This is a genomic window from Corynebacterium tardum (genome assembly GCF_046717785.1).
Lineage (GTDB): Bacteria > Actinomycetota > Actinomycetes > Mycobacteriales > Mycobacteriaceae > Corynebacterium.
In genome coordinates this window covers 2,065,267-2,083,061 of the sequence record NZ_CP177104.1, presented here as the reverse complement: position 1 = coordinate 2,083,061, position 17,795 = coordinate 2,065,267, and the positions used below count along the sequence as shown (strand labels likewise).

19 protein-coding genes are annotated in these 17,795 nt (G+C 61.8%); 9 read left to right on the top strand and 10 right to left on the bottom strand.

The genetic code is table 11. From position 1 onward, the window contains the following. The first annotated feature begins 11 nt into the window (after positions 1–11). Both ACLI1P_RS10075 and ACLI1P_RS10070 read left to right on the top strand, forming a co-directional pair. Positions 12–380, top strand: coding sequence for an ankyrin repeat domain-containing protein (locus ACLI1P_RS10075; RefSeq protein ID WP_306507604.1), 369 nt, complete (start codon positions 12–14; stop codon positions 378–380). Beyond that, a complete protein-coding gene (locus ACLI1P_RS10070) occupies positions 377–1,009 on the top strand; it encodes a LysE family translocator (RefSeq protein ID WP_411708779.1) in 633 nt (210 codons plus the stop codon). The genes ACLI1P_RS10075 and ACLI1P_RS10070 overlap by 4 nt, the downstream gene beginning before the upstream one ends. On the opposite strand, the gene ACLI1P_RS10065 is transcribed toward ACLI1P_RS10070, so the two are convergent. The 4 genes from ACLI1P_RS10065 to ACLI1P_RS10050 all read right to left on the bottom strand — a co-directional run bounded on the left by ACLI1P_RS10065 (position 1,006) and on the right by ACLI1P_RS10050 (position 3,887). After that, positions 1,006–2,178, bottom strand: coding sequence for a type II restriction enzyme (locus ACLI1P_RS10065; protein WP_411708778.1), 1,173 nt, complete (start codon positions 2,176–2,178; stop codon positions 1,006–1,008). The genes ACLI1P_RS10070 and ACLI1P_RS10065 overlap by 4 nt on opposite strands. Then, positions 2,171–2,980, bottom strand: coding sequence for a DNA adenine methylase (locus ACLI1P_RS10060; RefSeq protein WP_411708777.1), 810 nt, complete (start codon positions 2,978–2,980; stop codon positions 2,171–2,173). Before ACLI1P_RS10060 ends, ACLI1P_RS10065 begins: the two co-directional genes overlap by 8 nt. Continuing rightward, positions 2,981–3,244, bottom strand: coding sequence for a 30S ribosomal protein S20 (gene rpsT, locus ACLI1P_RS10055; protein ID WP_296133907.1), 264 nt, complete (start codon positions 3,242–3,244; stop codon positions 2,981–2,983). Positions 3,245–3,365: 121 nt separating this feature from the next. Further along, entirely contained in the window at positions 3,366–3,887 is a 522-nt protein-coding gene (locus ACLI1P_RS10050; RefSeq protein WP_411708776.1) for a type II toxin-antitoxin system PemK/MazF family toxin, read from the bottom strand. Between the two features lie 18 nt (positions 3,888–3,905). Here ACLI1P_RS10050 and lepA point away from each other — a divergent pair, with 18 nt between their 5' ends. The 4 genes from lepA to efeB all read left to right on the top strand — a co-directional run bounded on the left by lepA (position 3,906) and on the right by efeB (position 10,312). Beyond that, on the top strand, positions 3,906–5,753 hold the full coding sequence (gene lepA, locus ACLI1P_RS10045; protein WP_411708775.1) for a translation elongation factor 4: 1,848 nt from the start codon (positions 3,906–3,908) through the stop codon (positions 5,751–5,753). 240 nt (positions 5,754–5,993) lie between these two features. Then, positions 5,994–7,922, top strand: coding sequence for an alkaline phosphatase family protein (locus ACLI1P_RS10040; protein WP_411708774.1), 1,929 nt, complete (start codon positions 5,994–5,996; stop codon positions 7,920–7,922). A gap of 12 nt (positions 7,923–7,934) precedes the next feature. Further along, positions 7,935–9,068, top strand: a complete 1,134-nt coding sequence (locus ACLI1P_RS10035) for an EfeM/EfeO family lipoprotein (RefSeq protein ID WP_411708773.1) — start codon at positions 7,935–7,937, stop codon at positions 9,066–9,068. Beyond that, complete coding sequence (gene efeB / locus ACLI1P_RS10030) at positions 9,068–10,312, top strand: iron uptake transporter deferrochelatase/peroxidase subunit (RefSeq protein WP_411708772.1); 1,245 nt, start codon at positions 9,068–9,070, stop codon at positions 10,310–10,312. The genes ACLI1P_RS10035 and efeB overlap by 1 nt, the downstream gene beginning before the upstream one ends. Positions 10,313–10,691: 379 nt before the next feature. Here efeB and ACLI1P_RS10025 read toward each other — a convergent pair whose 3' ends face one another. Together ACLI1P_RS10025 and ACLI1P_RS10020 are read right to left on the bottom strand one after the other, a co-directional pair. Then, a complete protein-coding gene (locus tag ACLI1P_RS10025) occupies positions 10,692–11,780 on the bottom strand; it encodes an HNH endonuclease signature motif containing protein (protein ID WP_411708771.1) in 1,089 nt (362 codons plus the stop codon). A 40-nt stretch (positions 11,781–11,820) separates the two neighbouring features. After that, positions 11,821–12,030, bottom strand: a complete 210-nt coding sequence (locus tag ACLI1P_RS10020) for a hypothetical protein (RefSeq protein WP_408932665.1) — start codon at positions 12,028–12,030, stop codon at positions 11,821–11,823. Between the two features lie 110 nt (positions 12,031–12,140). On the opposite strand from ACLI1P_RS10020, the gene ACLI1P_RS10015 reads away from it, so the two are divergent. Beyond that, positions 12,141–13,505, top strand: a complete 1,365-nt coding sequence (locus ACLI1P_RS10015) for a M20 metallopeptidase family protein (protein ID WP_411708770.1) — start codon at positions 12,141–12,143, stop codon at positions 13,503–13,505. On the opposite strand, the gene ACLI1P_RS10010 is transcribed toward ACLI1P_RS10015, so the two are convergent. Genes ACLI1P_RS10010 through ACLI1P_RS10000 form a run of 3 tightly spaced genes read right to left on the bottom strand, consistent with a single transcriptional unit; the run spans position 13,444 to position 15,415 of the window. Next, on the bottom strand, positions 13,444–14,214 hold the full coding sequence (locus ACLI1P_RS10010) for a PrsW family glutamic-type intramembrane protease (RefSeq protein ID WP_411708769.1): 771 nt from the start codon (positions 14,212–14,214) through the stop codon (positions 13,444–13,446). The two genes, ACLI1P_RS10015 and ACLI1P_RS10010, sit on opposite strands and share 62 nt — an antisense overlap. After that, positions 14,211–14,630, bottom strand: a complete 420-nt coding sequence (locus ACLI1P_RS10005; protein WP_411708768.1) for a hypothetical protein — start codon at positions 14,628–14,630, stop codon at positions 14,211–14,213. The genes ACLI1P_RS10010 and ACLI1P_RS10005 overlap by 4 nt, the downstream gene beginning before the upstream one ends. Then, positions 14,627–15,415 (bottom strand): PrsW family glutamic-type intramembrane protease, encoded by a 789-nt coding sequence (locus ACLI1P_RS10000; protein ID WP_296132859.1) that lies wholly within the window; start codon positions 15,413–15,415, stop codon positions 14,627–14,629. The genes ACLI1P_RS10005 and ACLI1P_RS10000 overlap by 4 nt, the downstream gene beginning before the upstream one ends. An 88-nt stretch (positions 15,416–15,503) precedes the next feature. On the opposite strand from ACLI1P_RS10000, the gene ACLI1P_RS09995 reads away from it, so the two are divergent. Together ACLI1P_RS09995 and ACLI1P_RS09990 are read left to right on the top strand one after the other, a co-directional pair. Continuing rightward, positions 15,504–16,673 carry a sensor histidine kinase gene (locus ACLI1P_RS09995; RefSeq protein ID WP_296132860.1) on the top strand — a complete coding sequence of 390 codons (1,170 nt, stop codon included), beginning with the start codon at positions 15,504–15,506 and terminating at the stop codon, positions 16,671–16,673. Next, on the top strand, positions 16,673–17,320 hold the full coding sequence (locus ACLI1P_RS09990) for a response regulator (protein ID WP_296132861.1): 648 nt from the start codon (positions 16,673–16,675) through the stop codon (positions 17,318–17,320). Before ACLI1P_RS09995 ends, ACLI1P_RS09990 begins: the two co-directional genes overlap by 1 nt. Here the strand turns inward: ACLI1P_RS09990 and ACLI1P_RS09985 are convergent. Continuing rightward, entirely contained in the window at positions 17,317–17,697 is a 381-nt protein-coding gene (locus tag ACLI1P_RS09985) for a hypothetical protein (protein WP_296132862.1), read from the bottom strand. The two genes, ACLI1P_RS09990 and ACLI1P_RS09985, sit on opposite strands and share 4 nt — an antisense overlap. Between the last annotated feature and the right edge of the window lie 98 nt (positions 17,698–17,795).

The window sequence follows — 17,795 nt, the reverse complement described above, 5'->3', positions numbered from 1 at the left end:
AATAGCCCACCATGGATGAGATCCGCGACTTTGCTACGAAGCTCTTCGACCTCGCCCGCGCCGGCGACGCCACGCTCCTGGACTACATTGCCCAGGGCGTCAACGTGGACATGGTGAACCAGGATGGCCAGTCCTTTATCATGCTTGCCGCCTACCACGGCCACGCCGAGCTCGTTAGCCAGCTGGCCGCCGCGGGGGCCGACGTCAACCTGCTCAATGACCGCGGCCAGTCCCCGCTGGCCGGGGCCATCTTCAAGAAGGAGGACGCGGTGGTCGACGCTCTCCTGGACGCCGGCGCCGACGCGCACGCCGGCCAGCCCAACGCGCTGGATTCGGCCCGCATGTTCGGCCGAGAGGACCTCCTCGAGCGCCTGTCATGAGCGTGTCCGCGTTCGCGGCCCTGATCCTTATGAACCTGGTGGGCGCGGCCGCGCCGGGCCCCGACATCATCCTGGTGACCCGCTATGCCACGCGCTCGCGCCGCCACGCCATCGCGGCGGCCACCGGCATTCAGGTAGGCGTGTTGTTCTGGTGCTCGCTCACCGTCTTCGGCGCGGCGGCTCTGCTCACCGCGTTCCCGCAGGTGATGTCCCTCATCCAGGTCCTGGGCGGCTGCTTCCTTGTCTTTATGGGCGTGCTGTCCATCCGCAGCGGGCTGGAGCAGCGCAAACACCCGCCGGAGGACCTCGAGGAGGCCGCGGCACGCCTCGGCTCCACGCGCAAGGTCTTCCGCACCGGGCTGATGACCAACCTGTCCAACCCGAAGATCGTGCTCTTTCTGGCCGCGCTCATCGCCCCGCTGCTGCCGCCGCATCCGCCGCTGTGGCTGTCGGTGGCCCTGGTGCTCAGCATGGGCCTATCCACCTACCTGCTCTTCGTCTTCCTCTCCACGGTGATTTCCACCCCCGCGGTGCGCCGCCGCCTGCTGGCCGCGGGCCCGTGGATCGACATCGGCTCGGGCGTTTTCTTCATCGCCGCCGGCTGCGGCCTGGTGTGGGCGGGCCTCTAGTCCAGCCTTTCGGCCAGCCAGTGCGACCACGCCGCTACAGTGGACGCGCGGCGCCGCAGCGTGCTCTCACCCAAACCCAAGCCGGCCGTGTGCATGAGCGACTCGGCCTCCTCCTTGGTGATGGGCCGGCCAGCGTCCACGACTAGCTTCACCATCTCCCGGAACACCGGCCGGGAGGCCAGCGCTTCCACCAGCGTGAGGTTGCGCTCGTCGCGGGTGCCGTCGAGGCGATTAAGCCCCAGGTAGCGTGCGGCGTTGGTGTAATAGTCCGCCTGGCGCGGGGTGAAGCCGAAGGCCTCCGGCATCTCCGCCTTGGCCACCGGGTTCTCCAACAGGCTGATGACGCGGGCGAAGGAATCGGCCTGGGGGAAGGGGACGTCCGGGGCTGCCGCCTGCGTGTGCGCCAGGATGTCGCGCACCGCCGCCGGGGTGAGCGCGGTGCTGCCCAGGACGTAGCGTGCGGAGTTGACAAGCTGGATGCTGCGAAAATCCGCCGGGTCCGGGAACGCGTAGCGGTAGAAGTGGAACACGCCGTTCGAATAGACCAGGTAGACCGGCACCACCTCCTTGTCCAGCGCCAGGGAGAAACGGCGGAAGGGGAAGTAGAGCTGGCGGATGTTGAAGTCGGGGCTCAGGCGGTTCTTGGCCTCCACCAGCACCAGGTGCTCGGCGGACTCGTAGCCGGCGTCGATTTCCATCTGCGCGCGGTCCACCACGACGTCGCGGCCGCCGACCCGGATGGGTAGCCGCTGCGTGGACATGCGGCCGCTGACCGTGGGCACCAGGCGGGAGCCGATAAAGTCCTCGAGCATGCCGCTTAAGTGCGCCACAGTCAACGCCATGCTTTCCGACGTCACCTGCTCAAAATCAATCGAACAAATATGCCGCGGCACCGGCACCGATTTCAGCGGCCCCGCCTCGTCCGGGAAGCGCTCGTAGAGGTCGAACTCGCCTATGAGATAGGCGTCCCGGCGAATCGGCAGCATGGACAACCCGCGCTGCCGAAAAGCCTGCGGGCGGGCCGCCGAAAAATCGTGCTTGGCCATAAGCCGCGGCTCGCGCCCGGATAGGCGCTTGAGTGTGGACGCTTCCAGCACCGCGTACCCGAAGGTGGCCAGCTCGGTCTCGAGGTGGGGGAGGACGCGGTCCCAAGCGTCGTCGTTAAGCATAGTTGCGCACGAGGACTTCGTTGACCTTGCCGCGCTTCGACGCCACCGAGTTCACCGCGCGCGTGGCCTTAACGGTCTCCACGCGGTAGTCGGCGTAGAGCTCGGTGATGAAATCCGTCGCCGAGTTCGACAGCAGGAACTTTACGCCGCGCGCATCGAGCGCATCGCAAGTCTCCTTGAGCCGAATCTGGTCCGCGCGGCCAAAACCGCCGGACTGGTAGCCGGTGAAGTTGCTGGTGGGGTTGACCGGATCGTAGGGCGGATCGAAGTAGACGAAGTCTCCCTCGTTCGCCTCCAGCGCGGCGTAGTCGCCGTTGCTAAAAGCCACGTCGTGGGAGCCTAGGTACTCGGAGACCTCCCGCAGGTTGGGCTCGTCGCAGATGGTGGGGTTGGCGTAGCGGCCGAACGGTGCGTTGAACTGGCCGGCGTTGTTGACGCGGTAGAGGCCGTTGTAGCACGTCTTGTTGAGATAAATGGTGCGCGCGGCGCGTTCCACGCGGCTTAGGTGCGCAAATTCCGGCGAGCGGTCCAGTGCGCGCATGGAATAGAAAAAATCCGACTCGTTCGGATACCCCCGAAGCAGCTCAATGAGCTCGTCCACGTCATCGCGGACTACTTCATAGACGGTAATGAGCTCAGTGTTGAGGTCATTGACCCGGGCGCGCTCAGGCGCCAAAGAAAAAAGAACCGCCCCGCCGCCCAGAAAAGGCTCGACGTACGTGTCGTAGCTTTCGGGCAGCATGGAGTGGATAGCGGGAAGCAACTGGCGCTTGCCGCCCACCCACTTCAGGAGCGGTTTCATTTAGGCCATCTTGTTGAAGGCGTTGGCCATGCCGGACTTCTTGTTGGCCGCGTTGTTGCGGTGGAACACGCCCTTGGACACGGACTTGTCCAGCGCACGGGAGGCCACGCGCAGCTGCTTCTCGGCAGCGGCCTTGTCGCCCTCGGCGACGGCGGCGCGGAACTTACGGATCTCGGTGCGCACTGCGGAACGCACAGCCTTGTTGCGCTGGCGAGCCTTCTCGTTGGTCAGGATGCGCTTCTGCTTGGACTTGATGTTTGCCATTAGAAATACCTCTTGCAATCGTAGGAATGTGTGTAACCGAGGAAGGCGGACCCAAGGTCCTGACCGCCAGCATGCCCCGGCATCCAGAAAAATCTAGCAGGCCAGACGCCGAATTCCCAAATCACGCCCAGTGGTAGCGCGAGCGCAGCCGGTTAGCCACGCGCTCGAAGCGGCGCTCCGGGAACAACGTGCCCTGGCGGCGGCACTGCTCTTCGGAGATTTCCAGCACGCGGTCCATGCGCACCCAGCACTGCCGGCCCGTTTCGTCCCACTCGCCGGTGCCGATGTCCAGCCATTCCTCCTTGTGGGCATGCCCCGGGTTGGCGGAGATGAGCAGGCCCAGCACGGTGGTGCGGGTGCGGGAGACGATGAGGATGGCGCGCTCGCGCGGCGGGGACTGCTTGCCGTCAGACGGCGCCCAGACCCACACCACCTCGCCCGAATCCGCCTGGCCGTCCATGTCCGGGGTGAAGAAGACGCTGCGCGGGTGGGCGGCGGCGGATTCGACGCGGATATCGGCGGCTTTGCGGGGTTCCGTGGCGGTGTCGTTCTGGTTCATGCCCAGGCGTCCGGTGATGTGATCCAGGCCGACATCGACAGGCTCCGGGCGTCCGAAGCCTAGAATGCGGGCCAAGCTAAACATGTCGTCTATTCTAAACTCATGTCTTCAAACTTTGCGGCCACTACGTTTACGGATCCCTCCCAGATTCGAAACTTTTGCATTATCGCCCACATCGACCACGGCAAGTCGACGCTGGCTGACCGCATCCTGCAGTTGTCGCAGGTGGTGGAGGAGCGCGATATGCGCGACCAGTACCTGGACAACATGGATATCGAGCGCGAGCGCGGCATCACCATTAAGGCGCAAAACGTGCGCTTGCCCTGGATTCCGCGCTCCGGCGAGTTCGCGGGGGAGGAGATCGTCATGCAGATGATCGATACCCCCGGTCACGTGGACTTCACCTACGAGGTCTCGCGCGCGCTGGAGGCGTGTGAGGGCGCCATCCTGCTTGTCGACGCCGCCCAGGGCATCGAAGCCCAGACCCTGGCCAACCTCTACCTGGCCATGGAGAACGACCTGGAGATCATCCCGGTCCTCAACAAGATCGACCTGCCGGCGGCGGATCCGGAGAAGTACTCCCTGGAGATCGCCAACATCATCGGCTGCGAGCCGGAGGAGGTACTGCGCGTGTCCGGCAAGACCGGCGAGGGCGTGGCCGAGCTGCTGGACAAGGTGGCCGAGCTCGTCCCGCCGCCGAGCTCGGAGTTCGGAGAGGATGCCCCGGCCCGCGCGATGGTCTTCGACTCCGTCTACGACACCTACCGCGGCGTGGTGACCTACATCCGCATGATGGACGGCAAGCTCACCCCGCGCCAGAAGGTCACCATGATGGCTACGGGCACCAACCACGAGCTGCTGGAGGTCGGCATTGTCAGCCCCACCATGCAAAAGTGCAAGGGCTTGGGCCCGGGCGAGGTGGGCTACCTCATCACGGGTGTGAAGAACGTGCGTGAGACCAAGGTGGGCGACACGATTACGTGGGCGTCGAATGGCGCGAGCGAGCCCCTCAAGGGCTACGCCGACCCCAACCCCATGGTCTACTCCGGTTTGTTCCCCATCTCCCAGGCGGATTTCCCGGATCTCCGTGACGCGCTGGAGAAGCTGCAGCTTAACGACGCCTCCCTCACCTTCGAGCCCGAAACCTCCGTCGCCCTTGGCTTCGGCTTCCGCTGCGGATTCTTGGGCCTGCTGCACATGGAAATTACGCGCGACCGCTTGGAGCGCGAGTTCGGCCTGGACCTGATTTCCACCGCCCCGTCGGTGACCTACCGCGTGGTGGCAGAAGACGGCGAGGAGTCCTTGGTGCACAACCCGTCGGATTGGCCGGCGGGCAAGCTGAACGAGGTCCACGAGCCAATTGTGAAGATGACCATCATCGTGCCGGAGGAGTTCGTCGGCCCGACGATGGAGCTGTGCCAGTCCAAGCGTGGCCAGATGGGCGGCATGGACTACCTCTCCGAGGACCGCGTGGAGCTGCGCTACACCATGCCGCTGGGTGAAATCATCTTTGACTTCTTCGATATGCTCAAGTCCCGCACCAAGGGTTACGCCTCCCTCAACTACGAGGAGGCCGGCGAGCAGCTGGCGGACCTAGTGAAGGTGGACATTCTGCTCAACGGTGACCCGGTGGATGCGTTCTCTGCCATCGTCCACCGCGATTCCGCCCAGTGGTACGGCAACAAGATGACGAAGAAGCTCAAGGAGATCATCCCGCGCCAGCAGTTCGAGGTTCCCGTGCAGGCGGCCATCGGCTCGAAGATCATCGCCCGCGAGAACATCCGCGCCATGCGCAAGGACGTGTTGGCCAAGTGCTACGGCGGCGATATCTCCCGTAAGCGCAAGCTGCTGGAGAAGCAGAAGGCCGGTAAGAAGCGCATGAAGTCCATCGGCTCCGTGTCGGTGCCGCAGGAGGCCTTCGTGGCGGCGCTGTCCACGGATAGCGATTAGGAAAAGTTACTATGAATTGTACATGAACTGCTGTCGTGTCCGCTGAACGGTAAATTGGTGGTCTATACAGCCCTTTCAGGGCATTCTCTTTCCGGGAATGCCCTTTTTCTTTTGTTGCGGAAACGCCACAGTAGGCGTTAAATCCGCTGTGAATGAAAGCGACCGATGACTCATTTGGCGAGCCACAGCCACTTTCAACCTCATTGTTCCTAAGAGTCTCATCTAAGGTTGGAATCTTCCATGAAACTTCGCTCTCGTGCTGTGGCCCTGTGCGCCGCAGTTGCTGCAACCACGTCCACCGTCCCGGCCCTAGCTGCCCCCGCGACCCCCATCGAGCACGTCGTGGTCATTTACTCGGAGAATATTTCCTTCGATCACTACTTCGCAACGTACCCTAATGCCCTCAATAAAGACGGCGAGAAGCTGCAGAGCAGTGAAAAGGATGCCCCGAAATTTGAGGCCAAGGAAGGCACCCCGAAGGTCAACAACTTGGAGAACAATGACCTGCTCGGAGATAAGAACCCGAACTCTACTAAGCCTTTCCGTCTCACCCCGGAGCAGGCTGTGACTGCGGATCAGAACCACCACTACGCCGATGAGCAGAAGGCCTACAATGGCGGAAAGATGGACAAGTTCTCTGAGACTGTGTCTGTAGACAATGACAAGTATGACCCGCAGTCCTACGGCACCACCGGCCTGACCATGGGCTACTACGATGGCAACACCGTTACCGGCATGTGGAACTATGCGCAGAACTTCGCCATGAACGATAATTCGTTTTCCACTATTTTCGGTCCATCTACGCCGGGCGCACTGAACCTTATTGCAGGAACCGTTGCTGGTGCCACGATGCATGACCCGGCCACGGGTGAGCAGCAGACCATCAAAGATGGCGAGAACCACGCTTTGGCCGGTGTTTCGGAAGACGGAAAGACCGCCACCGTGGTGGGAGACCCGGACCCGCTGTACGACGACTGCTCCAACAGTTCCTCCGCTGGCACCAACCAAGTCACCGCGATGCACTCCAAGAACATCGGCGACCAGCTCAACGAAAAGGACGTCACGTGGGGCTGGTTCCAGGGTGGTTTCCGTCCTACTGAAGAGGCCACCGATACCTCCCGTGCTCGCTGCGGCTCGTCTCACACCACGCTGACCGGTAATCCTCAGACGGACTACAACCCGCACCACCAGCCGTTCCAGTACTATGCATCGACGGCGAATCCCCACCACCTTGCGCCGTCGAGCGATGACATGATCGGCAAGACGGACCGGGCTAACCACCAGTACGATCTAAAGGATTTCGACACCGCCCTCAAGCAGGGCAACCTGCCGGCTGTGTCCTTCCTTAAGGCGTCGAACTTCCAGGATGGTCACGCAAGCTACTCCAACCCGCTCGATGAACAGGCTTTTATTACCCACTACATCAACGAGCTGCAGAACTCCCCGGAGTGGGACTCCACCGCTGTGATTATTGCCTACGATGATTCCGATGGTTGGTACGACCACCAGGCACCAGAGATCCTCAACGGCTCCAATGACCCACACCAAGACTCCGAGATTTGCACTGCGGCTGCTGCTAAGGTCGGCGTTGCCGGTGACAAGCATGGTCAGTGCGGTCCGGGTACCCGCCAGCCGCTTATCGTGGTTTCCCCGTATGCCAAGACCAACTTCGTTGATTCGACCTACACCGAGCAGACCTCCGTCACCAAGTTCATCCAGGACAACTTCGGACTGGGCCGCTTGGGTGGCATCGCCTTCGATGAACGCGCCGGCGAGCTGAACAACATGTTTGACTTCAACGGTGAGAAAGCTCCAAAGCTTTTCCTCAACGAGACCGACGGCACGGTGGCCAAGGACTATGCCTCGATCGAACACGCCGATGTCACCCCTCGTGCTGGCACCAACCTCAAGCCGGTCGTCGAGGGCATGAATGATCCGAAGGTGACCGAAAACGGCGTTCCGGAAATCACCAAGCTGCAGTCTGGGACCAAGCCTTCCGATGACAAGAAGGACGAAGATAAGAAGGACAAGTCTTCCGAGTCTTCCAAGGGTGGCGTCTTCGCCATCCTCGCCGTGCTTGCCGTTGCTGCCGCCGGTGTCGTTGGTTGGTTCATGAACGGTCACCCCGGCCTAGACCTAGACAAGCTCGGCATCAAGCTGCCGTTCTAATCTGACAAACCCATGAAGACCTTCCATATCACCACTGCGGCGCTTGCCGTCATGCTCATCGCCACCCCCACCGCCGATGCTCAAAGCTCCTTCGGGCTCAGCTCTTCGCGTTCCGATGCGCCCCCTAAGGTGTCTGCTGAGAAACCGAAGCCGCAGCTCAATGTGCGCGACGTGTACCACTGTCCGACTCCGGACGACGTTCAGGGACAGGCGGAGTGGAAGGTCTTCAACACCACCGGCCTTGCCCTCACCGTCTACGTTGCAGATGATGCGGGTAACGCCTACCAGGTCCTCGAGCGCGTTGGCAGCCCTGCTCAGCGCGCCTGGACCCCCAAGCTTCAGAACGGTACGTACCACCTGACGTGCGTGTTTCATAACGACTCCGCCATTAAGTCGAATAACTTCACAGTGTCTGGCTCCACCTTTACGAACGCTCCGAAGATGGTGCCTATTACGGATCGCGAGATTTCCGCGGTCGCCATTGAACAGGCAACGCAACAAAAGAAGCGCCTTCCCGAACTTGCTAGCAAAGCTGATGCCTTGGGTAAGGCTGTGCATTCCGGTAATCGTGCCGATGCACAGGCTGCCTATCTCGAGTTTTACGAGTTCTTTCGCACCTTTGACAACTATTCGGGTCTGTGGCCGGGAGAGGATGTTGAGTATGGGGGCGTCGAAAAGCAGCTCTTCTCCGACGCCGACCTCACGCCTACGCTTGCCGACGCCCTTGTGGCCGCCGTTCACGCCAAAGTTGAGACCCTTGAAAAGACGCATTTCACAGTGTCAGCTCCCGATTATGGCTTGCGCACCCACGAGGTGATGGAAGAATTTGAGCGATTCGATATGCGCGGCGAGCGTGATTACGGCGCCCATGCGCTACCAGTGGCATTGCGCGCCAATGTCCTCTCCACTCGTTTCATGCTCGACCCAGTACGTGCGCTGGTGGAAGGCCGCGGGCTAGATACGGCGCCGATTTACGCCCAACTTGAAGAACTTGATGCTTTGGCCGCTGAATTCGATGCGAAGTATGACGTTGCCTTTGCTGAGTGGTCCCAGAAGGATCGTTTGCGCCTGCAAGCTGCGGTTGCGAGCGCCAACGAGTTGCTCGCTCCGGTAGCTACCATGACTGTTGTCCGAAGGATGGATTAATGACCTGCCCGTTTCACTTCTCTCGTCGCTCTTTTCTTTCGGGACTCGCCGCGAGTACCGCGGCGGTCGCCGTACCAACGGCGAATGCGCAATCGAGCTTCTTCGGTTCTTCCAAGCCGATGACGAATCCGGACAATGGCAGGAGTAAGGACCTTGAGGAAGTTGCCGCCTTTCACGGCGAGCACCAAGAGGGCATTGTGACGGCGCCACAGAAGTTTTGTGAGGTTATTGCTCTTGATATCCAATTCGCAGATGTGTCGCGTTTGGAGACCCTTCTGCGCACCATAACGGATCGCGCTCGCTTCCTCACTACTGGCGGCCAGACCCCGCCCGATGGTATTGCTTACCCGGCGAATGATTCCGGTGAGCTGGGAACTGACCTGCCTACGGACAACCTGTCCATTACCGTGGCGGTGGGCGAGTCTCTTTTTGATGACCGTTTCGGCCTCAGCTCGCACAAACCTGCGCACCTATCCACGATGGAAGCTTTTGCCGACGACTCGCTTCAAGAAAATCTCTGTCATGGTGACCTCGCCATCCAGATTTGCGCCAACCAGCACGACACCGTTCTGCACGCGCTGCGCGATATCTTGCGCCACACACGCGGCGACGTCGCGGTGCGCTGGCGCCAGTCTGGATACATGAACGAGCCCCGCCCGTCCGGCACGCAACGTAACCATTTGGGTTTCAAGGATGGAATAGTGAACCCGAAAGAAGAGGAGAACGACACCCTAGTGTGGGCCGGTACCGATGAGCCCGCGTGGGCCGCGGGAGGAAGCTACATGGTGGTGCGCCTTATTGCGATGTACACTGAGTTCTGGGATCGTATTTCCATTGCGGAACAGGAGCAGATTTTCGGGCGTGACCGTGCCACTGGCGGGCCGCTCTCGGGCGGCGATGAATGGGCGGAACCAAGCTACCTCGACGATCACGGAGACGTCATTCCTACCGATGCCCATATCCGTTTGGCTAACCCGCGCACTCCGGAGACCGCGGATCAGCTTATGCTGCGCCGCGCGTACAACTACGACAACGGCGTGCGCGATAATGGCACCCTCGATGTAGGTTTGGTGTTTATCTGCTTCCAACAGGATCTGGATCGCCAGTTCATCACCGTGCAAAAGCGCCTTGAGGGCGAGCCGCTCGCGGACTACATCCGTCCTTATGGCGGTGGCTATTTCTATGCGTTGCCAGGTGTGCGCGATGAGTCGGATTTCTTCGGACGCGCACTTCTCACCTCCTAACCTAGTCCGTGCGTTGCGTGCCATTAGGGCTTGAATTCTTGGGGTCCGAAACCGGGACTTCCGGAGCATGATTCGCACATAGCCCTGTACCGAGAACACCCATTCCATTTGCGGACCCCCATTTCATTAGCACTGTGCGCTTCACACTGCGCAAGCCAGATTGGCGCGGGCGTGCGCGACGAGGTGGTGTTTTCTTCGCTCGCTGCTCGGCACTTATCCCACGCGCGCCGAATTTCCCGTCAACCTCCTTCTGGTTGGCGGGTTTCGCTCTTTAAGGTCCCTTAACCTCGGCGGGCAGCCCGTGAATCGTTGTGTGGGATCGCCGACGTGCCCGCTGACCGTGGTGTGGTTGGCGGGTGTCGGTGTGTGGTGTGGGTGGTTAGCCCGTACCTAGTGGTGGTGGTTCTGCTTTCTTGGCGGCGAGTCTGGCCACCGCTTGGTGGTATTCGGGTGTGGCGGTAATGGGCAGGCCCCAAGGTGGGATGTGAGTGATGCCTCCGGGGATTCTGAAGACGTAGCCGCGTCCGGTGGGCTTGTTGGGGTCGTCGTCGTTGATGCCGTTGTGATAGGCGCACAGGAAGGTCAGGTTCTTGATGTTGGTAAGCCCGCCTGCCTGCCAGGGGATGATGTGGTGGACCTGGCAGTAGTCCGCTGGCTTGTTGCACCCTGGCCTAGAGCAGGTTTGGGTTTCAGCACAGAGGGTGAGGCGTTGTTTCCAGCTGGCGTGGCGTTGGAGGTCGTAGGAGTTGATGGGGCCTTCGATGGGGTGGACGATGGTGGCATACCCGATGGAGGCGAATTTATGGGTGAGGAATTCGGCCCCGGTCATGCGCCCGCCGTTAGTTAGTTGGAGTTCGATTTCGTCGCCGTCGCCGTTAATTATGCGGTCGAATTCGTCCAGGGTGACTACTACTTGGGCGTGCACGGCGGGTTTAGCACCGGCTGTGCCGTCGAGGACTGCTGTTTTGGCAGCATCGAGGAGGTCGTTTTTGTTGATGGATTCGAGGGTGCCGCGGATGTCGGCGATAACTTGTGCGTTATCGGTGATCGTTATGGAGTTTGGGCCGGTGGAGCGGTAGGTGAATCTGACTCCGGGTTTAGCTTCGCGTTTGTTGCGTAGTTCTTTGAGGCGTTTGGTGGCCACGTCCTGGATTTTGTGGGCTGGTGTGGCGGCTAGCTGTGCGCGGAGGTTCCAGGCGTCGAGGTCTTTCTTCACCTTTGCGGTGTAGGTCTCGATGAGTGCCAGTGTGGCTAGGCCGTGTTGCTGGTCTAATGCAGCCTTGCGTGCTTTTCTTTGCTTACCGCTAAAGCGGGTGGGTCCGAAGTAGGTGCGGTGGAGGTGGGCGAGTTCTGCGGCGTCGGCTGGGTCGGCGCCGAGTGCGCGGAGCTCGTCGGGTGAGCTGGATGCTTTTTCCACTAGCGCGATCCCCGAGTTGCGGTAGTGGAAGTAGGTTTCTAATACCCCCATGGCCACAAAGACTAAAACAGGTCCACCAACCCCGCAACCGCTAGTCGATACTGAAAGAATAACGGCCGGTCAGACCGCTGTGGATGATGACGGTGTAGTCCTGGCCTTTGGCAGTGGCGCCGTCGATAAGCATGTGGAGCTCTTGCGCGTTGTAGTAGCGGCTTAAGCCAAGGTAGAGCAGCGCCAAGAGAAACAGGCCTACCGCGGTGATGGTCGCGATCGCAACAGGCGTGGAGACCTTCTGAGGCATGGGAATCGAATTTCCTTCACTGGGGTTGGCGTCATCAGCATGCTACACGCTAGTGCTGCGGGGTGGGCGTCGGTAGGCTCGGTGAGACGTAGCGTCGAAAGGACTTCACCATGAAGATGGCACCGCGCCACCGCCAGCAACTGCCCCCGCTCCCGATGGTCTCCGCCAAGCTCGGGGACCGCCGCGCCAGTGAGGTGTTCCTGGAGGAGGGCCGCGATATGCTGCCGGAGCTGCAGGAATTCCGGCGCGATATGCACCAGCACCCGGAAATCGGTCTGCACCTGCCGCGCACGCAGAAGAAGGTGCTCGAGGCCCTCGAGGGCCTGCCGCTGGAGATTCACCTGGGCCACGACTTGAGCTCGGTGGTGGCGGTGCTGCGCGGCGGCAAGCGCGGCGAGCGCCCGGTGTCGGTGCTGTTGCGCGCCGACATGGACGGCCTCCCGGTGCGCGAGCAGACCGGCAGCCCGTTCGCCTCCACGAACAACAACATGCATGCGTGTGGCCACGACCTCCACACGGCCGGGCTCATCGGCGCGGTAAAGATGCTGTGCCGCCACCGCGAGGAGCTGATGGGAGATATCACCTTTATGTTCCAGCCGGGCGAGGAGGGCCCGGGCGGTGCCAAACCCATGATTGAGGAGGGCGTGCTGGACGCGGCCGGGCGGCGCCCCATCGCCGCGTACGGTCTCCACGTCGGCCCGCAGGATCGGGGCACGTTTAACCACGTGCCGGGCCCCATGATGGCGTCCTCTTCCAACCTATGGATCACCGTTTACGGCAAGGGCGGGCATGGATCGCGTCCGCACGACGCGGTGGATCCGGTGGCGGCACTGGCGGAGATTCAGATGGCGCTGCAGGTGGCTCTGACGCGCCGCTTCGACGCCAACGAACCCATCGTCATCACCGTGACCAACCTGCGCGCGGGAGACGGCGCGGTCAACGTCATCCCGGACAAGGCCGAGCTGGGGGCGACGGTGCGCGTGCTTCGCGACGAAAAAGTGGAGTCCGTCCGCCAGATGATCATCGAAGTCGCGAGCTCCGTGGCCGCCTCCCACCGCTGTACCGCGAAGGTCGACTTCGAGGTCCTCTACTCCGCAACGAAGACGTCGCCGCGTGAGAATCAGTTTGCGGTGTCGTTGTGGTCGGAGATGTTCGGCGCCGAAAACGTCGTGCCGATGGAGACTCCAATGATGGCGTCCGAGGATTTCGGCACCGTCTTAGCCCAGGTGCCCGGCACCTTCATGTGGCTGGGCACGGCGAACCCGGATACACCGGAGCACGTGAGGGAGTGGAACCACTCGCCGCTGGCGCGCTTCGATGATTCTGTGCTGGGTAATCAAGCCGCGGCGCTCGCGGCGGTGGCCTTTGAGCGCCTCGCTGTCGAGGACGCGCACCCCTCGCCAGCGACGAAGGCTATGCGGGAGCCCGTGCAGTCACAGGGCTCGGATCAGCAGCCGCCTTCTTCCGCAGCGTGATAACGCCCCAGATGGTGGCCGCCCACACAGCGACCACGACGACCATCCCGGCGAGGAGGGGCCAGATGGCGTTGTCGAACGCGGTACTGAGCGAAGGGAAAAGGTTCATCGTGACGTGTACCGCGATTGCGGCACTGAGCCAGCGCACCGGCTGTTTCTGGGATAGGCCATAAGCGCTGAGTCCGGTAAATAGCGAGTGGGAGAGCGGGTTAGAAACCAGGCGGATAACGCCCGCACCGAGTGCGCCAGCGGTATCCGAATCGAGGTTATCCGCCGTCATGCGCGCGAAGGCGGTTGCGTCCTCACCCACAGTGAAACCGATGCCCACGGCCACGCCCACGAAGACATAGTCGAGCCAACTGCGGGGCCGGATGACGCAGGTGCAGATGAGCACCACGCCGAGGAACTTCAGCAGTTCTTCGTTGAGCGGCGCATAGCCCGCAGCGCCGAGCCAATCCAGGCCCGCGCGGGCAAGGAGGTGGGTCATGTTCGTATTGATCTCCACCGCTAGCCCGGAGACCGCGAAGCCCCACACCATGCCGTGCGCAATCCCCGGTCGGCGGCGCAGAAGGAACAACGTGAGGGAGACGAGTACGGCGGCGAAGACCACGGCGGCCAGAGCACTTGCGGGCAGGAAGGGCTCGCCCGCGTAGTGGAAGGCAGACACGGCCAGCGCGCCGAGGGTGAGCAGGTAATACAGGTATCTCATGCGTCCGCTTGTGCTCGGTCGGCGAAGTCACGTTCCTTCGGTCCGTAGATGTGGAGGAAGGAAATGGTGTTGTCCTGTGGATGCGCGAGGGTGATCCCGTTGTCGTCGGCAACGCGGTAGAGTTCCGGTGCTTGGGTGGTGATGGGGGCGTCGGTGAGCGCGCTGGTCCCGTTGAAGGAGCGGTGCTGACGCGGCAGGTACGTGTCCACCTCGTGGGGGGAGCTGCCTTCTTCGGCAATGATGGTCGCGCCCTCACAGTTCCACGTCTGCGAGGAGGAGTACGGGTCCTCCGGGCATTCAAGCCCCGGGATACCGCGCACGGGGGTGGTGTCGGGAGTGGGGTCGGGGAGGAGGGCGTCGGCAAGCGGTACTGCGGCGAGGACGCCGAGGCAGGAATAAATCAGTGTGTTTTTCATGCGTTCGACCCTATGAGCTGTGGTTTCGTGGTGGTATCCTCCGCAGGGAGGATTTTCCGGATCTTGACAATGCTGACAATCGTGGCCACCCACAGGGAGATGAGAATGATGAGGGCGGCAAAGACGGGCCAAATGGCGTCCTCAAACGCGATAGAGGTAGACGGGCCGAAATTGGCCGTGAAGTGCACCGCCATGGCGAGGAGCAACCACCGCACCGGTTGCCTGCGGGAGAGCCCGTAAGCCGCGATACCAGTGAAGAAGGAATGCATGAGCGGGTTCGCGATGAATCGGGCAAGGAGTCCCATCAGCGTTCCCTTGACATCGGAGTCCAGGTTCTCCAGCGTCATGTTGACGTAGTAGACGGCGTTCTCGCTCACGCTAAAGCCCATCCCCACGGCCACACCGACGAAAACGTAGTCCGCCCAGTGGCGGGGCTGGATGACGCAGGTGCAAATGAAGATGACGCCGAGGAATTTGAGGACCTCCTCGGGGAGTGGGGCGATTCCAGCACCGACCAGCCAGTCTGGGACCACGCGGATGAGGAGGTGATTCATGTTCCCGTTGAGCGAAGCCGCGACTCCGGTGACCGCGATGCCCCACACCACGCCATGCGCAATGCCTGGGTATCTGCGCAGTATCAGCAGCGTGAGGCCGATGGCTATGCCGATGTACGCTACCGCGGCAAGCGCGCTCGTGGGTACGAAGGCGCCTTGGGAGAATTTATAAGCGACGCTCATGAGCCCAGCGGCGGTGAGCAGATGATACAACATTCGTGTTCTTCTCATGCGGCTTAGGTTATGAACTGCGCCCGGGGTACCGGTATCCTCCGCAGGGAGGATTTTCCGGAACGCGGGAAGAACTATCGTGGCAACCATGACGAGAAAGACGAGACCACTGTGGATCACGGTGCTGCTCATTCTGCTCTGCGTGGTGGCGGATGGGGCCGCGTGGATCCCCGAACTCGAAAGCTATGATGGCTCGGATCAGAAAGCCTACGTTTTGATGTTCATGGTTCTATCTACCCTTGTCACGTGGATTCTGCTGCCCTTCGCCCTGCACCACTCACGGCGGGAGCGCAACATCCACGAGGCGTACCCCGGCCACCCGGTGGCGCTGATTGCGGCTCTGCTCGTCCTAGTACTAAGTGGGTTTCGCCCACTGTCGCTGTCAGTGCTGGTGGTGCTGATCTCGCTCATTTCGCGCGGCCGACTGCGGTGGTCCCTGGCGGGTACGGCGGTGTTCGTGGCCTCGTATGTAACCATCATTGCGGTGCCTTACCTGAACGTGAGCTACCTGTCGGCGTTCGGTTACGGGTTCTTCGGAATCATCTTTCTTATCGTTGCCTGGATTACAGGCTCGGTGCGCGCGCAGCGCCGCCAGCGCGAGGTCACGCTGGTGAGTTTGGCGGAACTCAATGAGGACCAGTTGCGCTCGCGCGAGGAGCGGGCGCGCCTGGAGGAGCGCAACCGCATCGCGCGCGATATCCACGATTCCCTCTCGCACCGGCTCAGCCTTATTTCCGTGTACGCGGGTGGCCTGAGCTACCGCAAGGACGCCGATCCGGAACGCATCCAAGAGGCGTCAGAAACCATCCAGTCGGAGGCGAAGGCGGCCGTGGAAGACCTGCGCGGGGTGATCAAGGCCCTCCGTGTGGACGACCGGGTGGATCCGCGCGCCAGCATCGAGGAACACATCGGGCGCGCCCGCGCGGCGGGAACCAAGGTGCGATATGAGAAGGGGGACGTCGATAAGCTAAGCACGATGGCGGCTCACACTTTGGGCCGCGCCGTGCAGGAGGGGCTGACCAACGCGCGCAAGTATGCGCCGGGGAAGAAGGTGACGCTCAGCGTGGACAACGAGGAGGGTAAGGTGCAGGTGACGATGCAGAACAAGAAGGTGGCGCACCAGCCTGAGTCCGGCGGCGGCAACGGGCTGCTGGGGCTGGAGGAGCGCGCCCGGCTGGCGGGAGGCACCTTCACAGTGCTTGACGACGCCTCCACGTTCACCTGGGTCCTCGAGCTACCGGAGGAGGCACACGCGTAATGATTTCGGTGGTATTGGTCGATGATGAGCAGGCTCTGCGGCGCGGTATCCGTTTCATCCTGGAAGGTGCTTCGGACATCGAGGTGGTGGCCGAGGCCAGCAACGGACGCGATGGCGTGGCACGCGTGACGGATCTGCGGCCGGACGTCGTTCTCATGGATATCCGCATGCCCGTTATGGACGGCATTGAAGCGGCCGGGCAGCTGCGTGCAAGTGCTCCGGATATCCCGGTGGTCATGCTCACCGCCTTCGACACGGATGAGTTCATCGTGGATGCGCTGCATGCCGGGGCGATGGGCTTCCTGCTCAAGACCATCGAGCCGGAGGGCTTGGTCTCCGCGGTGCGGGCTGCGGCCACGGGGCAGCAGCTACTGAGCCCGCGAGCACTCAAGAACTTGCTGGCGCTCAAGCGGCCCGAGCCGGAGCCGGCAGAGGTCGAGGTGCTTGAGCCCTGCCCGCTGGAGGGCTTAAGTCAGCGCGAGAATGATGTGGCGCAGCTCGTGGCCCAGGGCTTGGACAACCAGGAGATCGCCGATCAGCTTTACGTGTCGGTGACGACCGTGAAGACCCACATCAAGCACATCCTGGACAAGCTGGGTGGTACTAACCGCGTGCACATTGCGATTGCGGTGCTGGAATCGCGCTAGCGTCGGCGGAGGAAGGCGGAAATGATGCCGATGATAGCGATGACGACCAGGATGATGGAGGCCGCCGGCCAGTACTGGGGGTAGTACTTCAGCGTGTAGCCAAAGACCTGGCTGTCGTTGAACTGTTGGGCCAGTACGATGGGCATCCACCACAGCTTGGTCAGCGTCAGGATCGCGCCCAGGAGCCCGGCGAGGAGGCGGCCGCGCCCGCGCAGGAAGAAGCTGGCTGCCACGAGGAGCATGCCGGCGAGGGTGAGCGCGAAAAGCAGGGGAGTTGCCGTGGCGAGGGGAGATCCTTGGATGAGGAATTCGTGGTCCACTTCGTGCTGTTCGATAAGGGTGTAGCCGTCGAGGACGACATCGTCAGGGATGCCCACCTATTTCTCCTTTTGCTCAGAGTTTGGGTCGTAGCCATCGGACCAAGTATCGGTCTTAAAGTCGTAGTCTACATTTTCACCTTCTTCGTCCGTGCGCT

What these genes read in the sequence shown, in the direction of transcription:
- ACLI1P_RS10070 (WP_411708779.1), top strand. Translation starts at nt 377, where the DNA reads ATGAGCGTGTCCGCGTTCGCGGCCCTGATCCTTATGAACCTGGTGGGC.
- ACLI1P_RS10040 (WP_411708774.1), top strand. Translation starts at nt 5,994, where the DNA reads ATGAAACTTCGCTCTCGTGCTGTGGCCCTGTGCGCCGCAGTTGCTGCA.
- rpsT (WP_296133907.1), bottom strand. Translation starts at nt 3,244, where the DNA reads ATGGCAAACATCAAGTCCAAGCAGAAGCGCATCCTGACCAACGAGAAG.
- ACLI1P_RS09990 (WP_296132861.1), top strand. Translation starts at nt 16,673, where the DNA reads ATGATTTCGGTGGTATTGGTCGATGATGAGCAGGCTCTGCGGCGCGGT.
- ACLI1P_RS10005 (WP_411708768.1), bottom strand. Translation starts at nt 14,630, where the DNA reads ATGAAAAACACACTGATTTATTCCTGCCTCGGCGTCCTCGCCGCAGTA.
- ACLI1P_RS10065 (WP_411708778.1), bottom strand. Translation starts at nt 2,178, where the DNA reads ATGCTTAACGACGACGCTTGGGACCGCGTCCTCCCCCACCTCGAGACC.
- ACLI1P_RS10010 (WP_411708769.1), bottom strand. Translation starts at nt 14,214, where the DNA reads ATGAGATACCTGTATTACCTGCTCACCCTCGGCGCGCTGGCCGTGTCT.
- ACLI1P_RS10035 (WP_411708773.1), top strand. Translation starts at nt 7,935, where the DNA reads ATGAAGACCTTCCATATCACCACTGCGGCGCTTGCCGTCATGCTCATC.
- ACLI1P_RS10015 (WP_411708770.1), top strand. Translation starts at nt 12,141, where the DNA reads ATGAAGATGGCACCGCGCCACCGCCAGCAACTGCCCCCGCTCCCGATG.
- ACLI1P_RS10020 (WP_408932665.1), bottom strand. Translation starts at nt 12,030, where the DNA reads ATGCCTCAGAAGGTCTCCACGCCTGTTGCGATCGCGACCATCACCGCG.
- ACLI1P_RS10060 (WP_411708777.1), bottom strand. Translation starts at nt 2,980, where the DNA reads ATGAAACCGCTCCTGAAGTGGGTGGGCGGCAAGCGCCAGTTGCTTCCC.
- ACLI1P_RS10075 (WP_306507604.1), top strand. Translation starts at nt 12, where the DNA reads ATGGATGAGATCCGCGACTTTGCTACGAAGCTCTTCGACCTCGCCCGC.
- ACLI1P_RS10050 (WP_411708776.1), bottom strand. Translation starts at nt 3,887, where the DNA reads ATGTTTAGCTTGGCCCGCATTCTAGGCTTCGGACGCCCGGAGCCTGTC.
- efeB (WP_411708772.1), top strand. Translation starts at nt 9,068, where the DNA reads ATGACCTGCCCGTTTCACTTCTCTCGTCGCTCTTTTCTTTCGGGACTC.
- lepA (WP_411708775.1), top strand. Translation starts at nt 3,906, where the DNA reads ATGTCTTCAAACTTTGCGGCCACTACGTTTACGGATCCCTCCCAGATT.
- ACLI1P_RS10000 (WP_296132859.1), bottom strand. Translation starts at nt 15,415, where the DNA reads ATGAGAAGAACACGAATGTTGTATCATCTGCTCACCGCCGCTGGGCTC.
- ACLI1P_RS09995 (WP_296132860.1), top strand. Translation starts at nt 15,504, where the DNA reads ATGACGAGAAAGACGAGACCACTGTGGATCACGGTGCTGCTCATTCTG.
- ACLI1P_RS10025 (WP_411708771.1), bottom strand. Translation starts at nt 11,780, where the DNA reads ATGGGGGTATTAGAAACCTACTTCCACTACCGCAACTCGGGGATCGCG.